This is a genomic window from Lentimicrobium sp. S6, from assembly GCF_013166635.1.
Lineage (GTDB): Bacteria > Bacteroidota > Bacteroidia > Bacteroidales > UBA12170 > UBA12170.
On sequence record NZ_JABKBZ010000114.1, the window covers coordinates 1 to 9,495 of the forward strand.

Here is a 9,495-nt window from a genome sequence, read left to right on the forward strand (position 1 = left end):
AATACTTGAAATTACAGCGGATAAGATGGAGAAACAATTCGACTTTAGTGATTACGAAAGAGGTGTATACTTCTTGAGAATTACTCATGGTGGTAAAGTTTCTTACAAAAAGGTTGTTATTCAATAGTTAGTAATTTTTTATAAAAGGCTGGCTTTTCTTAAGTGAGAAGTCAGCCTTTTGTTATTTTATAATGAATATTCGTGAGCAAGGCTTTAATAATCAATGGAAATGAGTATATTTGAACTTAAAACTAATCAAATCCCAAATTATGAAAAACATTCACTCTTACTTATTGATAGGCATATTATTAATATCCTCTTTTACTTCATTTTCTCAAATTGAAGTATTGTCGGGGACTGAAAACGGTACTTATATTGCTTTAGCAAATGATATGAATAAGGTGCTTCCCAAGAAGGCTAAAGGAGAAACAGAAGTAGATTTTTTAAATGTAAAAGCCACACAAGGTTCTTCGTTTAACTTCGATTTATTAGCTGATGCCAACCACCCTGCAAAAGCAGCATTTATGCAATTAGATCTTCTTTTATTAAAGAAATCTGAAGACATGTTAAATGGAACAAAAAATACTGAAAACCTTATTGTTTTGATGCCTTTGAACACAGAGGAAATACATTTAGTAAGTAAAGAGGGCTCTGGTATTAATTCATTAAATGATTTAAGTGGTAAAACTGTAGGAATCGGAAACAGTGGTGAAGGGACCTATAGTACAGCTATCTACATACAAAACTCCAGCAAATTAGATTGGAAAAATAGGAATCTGAATACACAAGATGCCATGAAAGCTTTATTGCTTAATAAAATTGATGCTTTCTTTGTGGTTGCTGCAGCTCCTTATGAAATGATTGCTACTATTCCTGTTAATTTTCCTTTGAAAATGCAATTGGCTAGCCTTGAAAACGTGAATGGTTGGGCCGAATACTATACTCCCATTACTATGGAGGCCGAAACATATCCTTGGCAAAAAGAGGTTATAAATACTTTTGGTGTACCTAGTGTTGTTGTAGTAAACAAAAACAAATTAAGTGAAGAAGATATAGCAGATTTAAAATTGTGGAAATCGACTACTATTGAAAATTTGGAAACTTTAAAAACTACAGGACATAGCTCTTGGAAAACGGCTAATCCTGCAGAATGGAACAATTCTATTTGGACATCAATGGAATAATGTTTTAAAATATGATAAAAAAATGCTGCAATCCTATCGGATTGCAGCATTTTTTATTAATGATTAGACTTCTCTAATTCTTGTATACTATCTTGCATCTGCAACAGCTCGTCCAGCTCTTAGTGCTTCAATATTTGCATTGATAATTTTATCTCCTTTTTTCTTAAAGATTAATTTGATAGCCTCCTCAAAAGATTCAAATGGAATATCGATAAATGGAGTAGCGGCTCCTAAGGCGACGATATTACTGGAACGTGGAGAACCTATTTCTTTTGCAATTTTATCAGCATCCAAAATAATCACATTCTTTCTTTCTTTAATTTTAGCTATCACCTCATCCACATCGGGATAATTAGGGATATTTACAAAAGGTGTTGAGTTGGTAATAATCCAGCCATCTTTCTTTAAGAAATCAATGTATCTCAATGACTCCATAGGCTCAACTGACAAAATAATGTCGCATCCACCTTTAGGAATTAAATCGGAAGCAATAGGCTTAGAAGATAAACGGAAGTGTGACTGTACCGCTCCTCCTCTTTGGCTCATTCCATGAACCTCGGCTTGTTTCAAATGAAGATTATTGGACAAAGCACTCATGCCAATAGTTGCAGCGATGGAAAGAATACCTTGTCCACCAACTCCTGCTAATATAATATCTGTTTTCATTTTTTTATATTTTTTATCTGAGGTTCAATTCTCTGATTCTTTCATTTAAGGCTACATTCTTAGTAGTTTGAATACACTGGCGACGAGGAATAATGACAGAAACACCTTTATAAGCCAATTCCTTTTTCATAATCGCAACCATTTCGTCATGATTTTTCTTAAGAGGAGTGAAGACAATGATATGCTCTGGATCTACACCGATTCCTTTACAAATATCTTCAATTTTACCTAGTGCAGCAGAATCTTGTCCGCCTGTCATACCAGTAGTGAAGTTATCGGAAATCATAACTGTTATTGGGCTGCTTTCGTTCACAGCATCAATTAATCCTGTCATTCCAGAGTGAGTAAATGTTGAATCTCCAATAACAGAAACAGCAGGAACTAAACCAGCATCGGCGGCCCCTTTTGCCATAGTGATAGAAGCTCCCATATCTACACAACTATTAATGGCATTATAAGGAGGAAGTGCACCTAAAGTATAACATCCAATATCACTAAATACTCTACCTACACCATAATCACTTAAAGCTTCGTTTAAGGCGTTATAAGCATCAATATGACCACAACCTACACACATGGCAGGTGGGCGATTTTTAACGATATCTTTTACATCTTCAGAAATCTCAGTTACTTCTTCTTCGCTGGCTAACTTTAATGCTTTTGCAATGAGGTTAGGATTTAACTCACCATCTCGGGGTAAACTACCATCTAAACGACCGTGAACTTTTTCCTTGCCTAAATAACCTTTTAATAACTCCTCAATAATTGGATAACCATCCTCAAGTATTAATACCTCGTCACATTCCTTCATTAGCTTTTCAACCTTGGCGCGTGGCATAGGATATTGACCAATCTTTAATAGAGGATGAGTCAATTCGGTTTCAGAATAATTTTCCATCAAGTAATTATAGGCTAACCCACAAGCTATAATTCCTAATTTCTTATCAGTTCCTTCAAAATAATGATTGAATGGAGACTCTTCAGAATCTTCTATGAAACCAGCGAAGCTGTTTAATAATCCTTTGTATTGTTTTCTAGCAATGGATGGAAGAAGAACAAATTGAGTCGGATTAGAAGGTAAAATGAGTTCGTTTTGATCGAGTAAAGGTTTTCTTTCCACACCTGCTCTGGAGTGAGCTAGGCGAGTAGTGATTCTAATCATCACTGGAATACTGAATTTTTCGGACAATTGAAAACCAAAATAAGCCATATCATAAGCTTCTTGTTGGCTGGCAGGTTCCAAAATTGGGATTTGAGCAAATTTTCCGTAATAACGACTGTCTTGCTCGTTTTGTGAAGAGTGCATGCTTGGATCATCGGCCACTGTTACGAGTAGTCCACCATTGGAACCTGTGATAGCGGAATTTATAAAAGCATCGGCTGCCACGTTTAATCCAACGTGTTTCATACAAACCATAGCTCGTTTTCCGGCATATGACATTCCTAGTCCTGCTTCCATAGCAGTTTTTTCATTAGCTGACCACTGGCTGTGAATATTGCGCTCCTTAGCTAAATCGTAATGTTGCACATATTCTGTTATTTCAGTTGAAGGAGTGCCCGGATATGCGTAAACACCAGACATACCGCCGTCAATTGCACCTTGCGCAATGGCTTCAGCACCTAACAATAATAACTTTTGCATGAGTTTTTTATATTTCTTGACCTTAAAAATATTTCAAGGTTTCTTGTGGACTCTTTCTTTTTCGCTAGATTTGGGTAGCTAGCTTCCCTGCCCCTCGGGATTTCAATCGTTTGCAAAAATACAGAAATAACCATTTTGTTTTACCATTAAAAAACACCAGAACTATATATTTAGATTGGGTATAATTAAGAAGGAAACCAAGTGAAACTCAACTTTTAAGTTTTTTTCTTATAGAATGAAGCCTCAATTAATATACCTTTACAATCTATGAAAAAAATCGGATTCCTTTATATTCTCCTTATTATTTTATCAGTTTCGGCTTGTAAGAAATATGATATTGCGGATGGTACTCCCGCATGTATTGAGCAATTGATAAAAGATTTTAACTCCGAAACAGATTGTATTGTGGCAGTAGATGTAAGAAAGTATGAGTTTCAGGGAGGAGAAGTATACCTTTTTAATCCTGGTGATTGTGAAACAGATGAGGGTTCTGAGATATACGATTCGGAGTGCAACAGCATTGGTTTTTTGGGAGGTGTTGATGACAATCAGATCATCAATGGAGAAGACTTCTCCAATGCAATATTAATAAGTGTCATTTGGTCAAAGCAACCATAGTAAAATAAGCACCATGGAAAAAACAAATATCGAAATACTTCAGGATTATGCTAAGTCGAGCAAAAGAGAAATAACAATAAAGGAAACACCCTATCCAAAACCCAAGGGAATTCGTAGAATCATTAAGTATAAAAGAACGGCATTCACTCCACTAAATCCTTCAGAAGAAAGTTTTTTACTTTGGTTTTACGATTACCATACTCCTACTATTGAATTATCAACCTATTGTGGAACTTTCATCCCAATTTCTATTTCCAAAGAAGTCAAAATTCATATTCGAAGCAAAACCATCCTTCATAAACTTCAATTATTTGGAAGAAGTAAACATTTAAAGACGGGCTCCAAATCATTTGACTCAAAAGTACTCATTACTACTAATCATGCTCAAGAAGCTAAAAAGCTATTATCCAAAAACAAGATTCAAAAAGCTATACTCAAAGCTTTATCCTTAGATCCTGCTATGTGTATTTCGGTAAATGAAAAGGATATAGATTTTGTTTCTCAGCTCAAAAATAAATCTTATATCTCCATCCTTCGTCCTGGTTTTTGGTATGTGGAGAAAAAAGAAATAGAATCATTAATAAGAGTTTCAGAATCATTAGAAAACTATTTATTCGAAACATCCTCAAAAAATTCATAGGGGAAATTACCCTGTCTATAGATTAAATATCATTTCCTATTGATTTCATTTTCTGAAAGCCATTTCAGACTATATTTTTACGCCATATTCATCATAAAAATAAGAGGAGGGAAATATGAAGTGGATGGAAAAGAAATATATTATCATATTAATAATCTTAGGTATTGTTTCAGTTAATTATGCTCAAACCACTATTAACGAGTTCCAAGGAAGAACGAGTGCCGAGATTATCTTTAAACCAATCAAGAAGTTAAGTTTAAGCTTTTCACCAGAGCTCAGGTTCGATGAGGATTTCAGTATAGACAATTATCATTTTCAATTGCAAGCAGATTATAAATTCAGTAAGGTATTTAAAGCTGGTGTTCGTTATCGTTTTGTGGTTAATCCAAGAGATGTTAAGGATACCGAATATGCTTCACGATATGGTGTGTTTCTTAAGTTTAAAAAGGAATTTAATGACTTTAGCCCGTTTTTACGTTTGAGTTATACTAACGATGCGGATGAGGATTTTAAGACCGAAAGAAGTAATTATCTTAGATATAAGATCGGTGTTCAATATGATATCCCAAAGTGTAAAATCACACCTGCTATTGGCTTGGAAGCATTTCAGGAATTATCGGGAGATGGTTTGTATAAAATGAGGTGTTTTGCTGGTGCCGATTACAAAATTAATAAGAAAAACAGTATTGGACTCGATTACAAATTCGATTATTATAGAACATCCTATTATAACAAACATATCGTAAGTCTTACTTATAAATTCAAATTCTAAAAACAAAACCTATGAAAGCTTATATCATATTATTATTTTCTATCACAATGTTGGCCAGTGGATGCCGAAAAGATGATATTGTTGTTGTAGATACGGAAGGAATAGACTATTCTGACTGGAGCGAAAGCACCCATGGTTCTTCTGTTTCACCAGATTATTCCATTGTGTTTAATCAAAATAAAGTTCAACGATTTGATATTGTCATCAGTAGTGACAATTACACAATTATGCAAAACGATTTAGATGAAAACATAGGTAGTAGCGGAGGAGGGCCTGGTGGTGGATTTGGTGTAGATGCTACATCATCTGATTACGATCCTGTTTGGGTACCTTGTTCTTTTAATTATGAAGGCATAGAATGGTATAATGTGGGAATTAGATATAAAGGAAATTCCAGCTTAACTTCGGCCTACCAATCGGGAAATAACAAGCTCTCTTTAAAACTAGATTTTGACCAATTTGAGGAAGCTATGCCAGATTATCCCAATCAAAGATTTTACGGGTTCAAACAACTCAACTTGAATAATAACTTTGATGATGCTTCTTTAATGCGTGAAAAAGTTGGAGCTGATTTGTTTAGAGAATTTGGCTTGGCTTCAGCTCAAACCTCCTTTTGCGTGGTTTATGTTGATTTTGGTGATGGACCTCAATACTTTGGAGTTTATACAATTGTAGAAGAAGTGGACGATACTGTATTGGAAAGCCAGTTTTCTGATGATAGCGGAAACCTATACAAACCCGATGGTGATGCGGCTTCTTTTGCACAAGGTACTTTCGATGAAGGAGAAATGGAGGTAAAAACCAATGAAGAGTTAGCTAATTATGCCGATGTACAATCTTTGTATGATATCATTAATAGTTCAGAAAGAACCATAAATCCTGATACTTGGAAAACCAGCCTAGAGTCTATTTTTGATGTAGACACATTCATTAAATGGATGGCTGCCAATACAACTATGCAAAACTGGGATACTTATGGGATCATGACACATAATTATTATCTATATAATAATCCATCTAATCATAAACTCACATGGATTCCTTGGGATAATAATGAAGCCTTACAAGAAGGAAAACAGGGTGGAGCATTGAGTCTGTCATTAAATGAAGTTAATGATAACTGGCCCCTTCTCAGATATATTAAAGATATTGAGGAATATGATGCCTTATATAATCTATATTTACAACAATTTATTGATGAGGTGTTTATCCCTAGCAAGATGGTTAGCACTTATGAGAATTATTATGAAATGTTACATGATTATGCATATGCAGAAGAAGAGGGTTATACCTTCCTCCGTTATGCTTCTGAGTTTGATGAGGCATTATATGAGCTTCAATCACATGTGCAAACTAGAAATAATAATGTGGAAAGCTACTTATCAAAATAAGATAGTTTATAAGGCTATTAAACTTAACGCCAAATAACAAATTATAATATTAAATTTGCATGAAGAAATAACAAGTTTATTAGAGCTTGGCTTCTTTGTGCAAATATTGAAAAACAAATATATATGTTGAAATTCATCCAAAATACAATATTGAATGTCTCAAAAACAGCAGAAAATATTGTCGATACTCCAACTTGGGAAGACAGCTTTCGGTTTTTAGATATTAAATTAATCAATGTTCCTGATTTTACAGAATTAGTGGTTCGATTTGCTCTCAACTCCATTATGATTCTTTTGGTCATACATTATATGTATGCCAGAACAAGCAAGCGAAAAGACTTTTACTTTAGTTATATTGCCATTGGAGGAACCGTTTTCCTTTTGAGTTTTTTGCTTAATAATGTAAAGCTAGAATTAGGGTTTGCACTTGGTTTGTTTGCTATCTTTGGGATTATTCGTTATCGAACCGATGCTATTCCTATCAAGGAAATGACCTATTTATTTGTGGTGATAGGCATATCGGTAATGAATGCTTTGGCTAGTAAAAAAGTGAGCTATTCCGAATTGTTATTTACTAATGCAGCTATTGTAGCAGGACTTTGGTTCCTTGAAAAAAGGCTCTTATTAAAAGAAGAAAAATCTCTTCGTATTATTTACGAAAAGATTGAGAATATTCATAAAATGAAAGAAGAAGAGTTGAGAGAAGACCTTCAAAATAGAACTGGAATTACTATCATCCGATATGAAATCACCAAAATAGACTTCCTTAGAGATGTAGCTGATATTGAGATATTCTATAGCCCAAAAGAAAATGCTACTCTGATTCAGAATAATGAGTAATTCAGAATTACTTACTTAAAGAGGAAAGAAAAAGCCATTAAAATCATTTTATTGGCTTTTTTGTTGATATGAGAATGGCCATAACAATCAATTTATACAATTGTATAAAGAAATTAGTTATAAAGGCATTTCATTATTGCAATGGTTATTACCGATAGGAAATCATACGTTTTTTTTAAGATTAAATTTAATCCTAACTTCATTTTATCATTGGTATTAGTTCTTCATTCTAAAGAAAAACATTCTTATATTAAACTCAACAGTCACTTTGTCACAAAATCAGTCATAGCTTCTTAATTTTTTGGCTAAATTTGCAGACAAAGCTGTGCTAAATTTATTTATTTGCTAATGGCACAGTTTTAGACTGAACACATTTAAAATTGAATACACAAATAAATAATACTATAATGAGCGAGGCTATAGAGAAAGTAAAAACCCTGATCATTGGTTCAGGTCCTGCTGGTTACACAGCTGGTATTTACGCTGGTCGTGCAGCACTTAATCCTGTGATGTATCAAGGAATGCAGCCAGGTGGTCAGCTAACTATTACTACAGAAGTAGAGAATTTTCCAGGTTATCCAGAAGGAACTGATGGTCCTGCTATGATGGAAGACTTGAAGAAACAAGCTGAAAGATATGGAACTCAAGTAAGATGGGGCGAAATTGTAGAAGCTGACTTCTCAAAAAGACCATTTATCTGTAAAGCCGATGATGGTAATATGATTGAAGCTGAGACCGTAATTATTGCTACAGGTGCTTCTGCTATGTGGTTAGGACTACCTTCTGAAGAAGAGTATAATGGTGGTGGAGTATCTGCTTGTGCTACTTGTGATGGTTTCTTCTATAAAGGAAAAGATGTTGCTGTTGTAGGTGGTGGTGATACTGCTGCTGAGGAGGCTTCCTACTTAGCTAATATCTGTAATAAGGTATACATGATTGTGAGAAGAGACGAGTTAAGAGCCTCTAAAGCTATGCAAGAAAGAGTGAAGAAAAATCCAAAAATAGAAATCCTTTGGAATCATAATACCAAAGAAATTCTTGGAACTTCTCAAGGTTTTGCAAAAACAGTAACTGGGGCATTATTATTAAATAATAAGACCAACGAAGAAACAACAATCAATATCGATGGTTTCTTTGTAGCTATTGGTCACACGCCAAACTCTAAAATATTCAAAGGACAAATTGATATGGACGAAACTGGATATATCAATACTATTCCAGGAAGTACAGCAACAAATATTCCTGGTGTTTTTGCAGCAGGTGATGTACAAGATAAAACTTATCGTCAAGCGATTACTGCAGCCGGAACAGGTTGTATGGCTGCTATTGAAGCGGAACGCTTTATTGGCGAGAATGAGTAAATAGTGACTTCAAGAAAACTCCGATAACTTCGTTATAATCTTTTTGAAAACAGTCATTTACACATGTAAACTCCTTGTTTTTCATAAAGACCAAGCCTCGTTCTCGGAGATTTCTTATCAGTCACGTGAGATTGGATAGGTTCTTTGCTAATACAAAGTGGAATTTAACCTAGAAATAACAAAATCCGTTTAGCCTTAGGCTAAACGGATTTTGTTTTAACACTAACTCTTTGTTGACCTACTCTACCACCAATTTAGCACTCCCCACCATATGGTTTTCGCTTCTTACAATAATGACATATATACCTGCCGACCATTGGCTAATATTTAAGGCCTCCTCCTTTATACCATTGGCTAATTTCTTTTGATAAACCTCCTCGC

Annotated in this window: 10 protein-coding genes; 8 read left to right on the forward strand and 2 right to left on the reverse strand. The window is 34.5% G+C overall.

Annotated elements, in window-relative coordinates; genetic code table 11:
* Positions 1 to 25 precede the first annotated feature (25 nt).
* Entirely contained in the window at positions 26 to 127 is a 102-nt protein-coding gene (locus HNS40_RS23820; RefSeq protein WP_371742965.1) for a T9SS type A sorting domain-containing protein, read from the forward strand.
* A gap of 142 nt (positions 128 to 269) precedes the next feature.
* Positions 270 to 1,184: a TAXI family TRAP transporter solute-binding subunit gene (locus tag HNS40_RS20850; RefSeq protein ID WP_172284600.1), complete on the forward strand. Its 915-nt coding sequence runs from the start codon at positions 270 to 272 to the stop codon at positions 1,182 to 1,184.
* Between the two features lie 87 nt (positions 1,185 to 1,271).
* On the opposite strand, the gene HNS40_RS20855 is transcribed toward HNS40_RS20850, so the two are convergent.
* Together HNS40_RS20855 and HNS40_RS20860 are read right to left on the reverse strand one after the other, a co-directional pair.
* Entirely contained in the window at positions 1,272 to 1,850 is a 579-nt protein-coding gene (locus HNS40_RS20855; RefSeq protein WP_172284602.1) for an indolepyruvate oxidoreductase subunit beta, read from the reverse strand.
* 13 nt (positions 1,851 to 1,863) lie between these two features.
* Positions 1,864 to 3,492: a thiamine pyrophosphate-dependent enzyme gene (locus HNS40_RS20860; protein ID WP_172284604.1), complete on the reverse strand. Its 1,629-nt coding sequence runs from the start codon at positions 3,490 to 3,492 to the stop codon at positions 1,864 to 1,866.
* A gap of 267 nt (positions 3,493 to 3,759) precedes the next feature.
* Between HNS40_RS20860 and HNS40_RS20865 the strand changes: the two genes are divergently transcribed.
* The 6 genes from HNS40_RS20865 (at position 3,760) to trxB (ending at position 9,114) form a co-directional block, all read left to right on the forward strand.
* A complete protein-coding gene (locus tag HNS40_RS20865) occupies positions 3,760 to 4,110 on the forward strand; it encodes a hypothetical protein (RefSeq protein WP_172284606.1) in 351 nt (116 codons plus the stop codon).
* Positions 4,111 to 4,123: 13 nt separating this feature from the next.
* Positions 4,124 to 4,750, forward strand: coding sequence for a hypothetical protein (locus HNS40_RS20870; RefSeq protein WP_172284608.1), 627 nt, complete (start codon positions 4,124 to 4,126; stop codon positions 4,748 to 4,750).
* Between the two features lie 124 nt (positions 4,751 to 4,874).
* On the forward strand, positions 4,875 to 5,522 hold the full coding sequence (locus HNS40_RS20875; protein ID WP_172284610.1) for a DUF2490 domain-containing protein: 648 nt from the start codon (positions 4,875 to 4,877) through the stop codon (positions 5,520 to 5,522).
* A gap of 11 nt (positions 5,523 to 5,533) precedes the next feature.
* Complete coding sequence (locus HNS40_RS20880; protein WP_172284612.1) at positions 5,534 to 6,913, forward strand: CotH kinase family protein; 1,380 nt, start codon at positions 5,534 to 5,536, stop codon at positions 6,911 to 6,913.
* A gap of 123 nt (positions 6,914 to 7,036) precedes the next feature.
* On the forward strand, positions 7,037 to 7,753 hold the full coding sequence (locus HNS40_RS20885; RefSeq protein ID WP_172284614.1) for a DUF4956 domain-containing protein: 717 nt from the start codon (positions 7,037 to 7,039) through the stop codon (positions 7,751 to 7,753).
* 407 nt (positions 7,754 to 8,160) lie between these two features.
* Complete coding sequence (gene trxB / locus HNS40_RS20890) at positions 8,161 to 9,114, forward strand: thioredoxin-disulfide reductase (RefSeq protein WP_172284616.1); 954 nt, start codon at positions 8,161 to 8,163, stop codon at positions 9,112 to 9,114.
* Positions 9,115 to 9,495 lie beyond the last annotated feature (381 nt).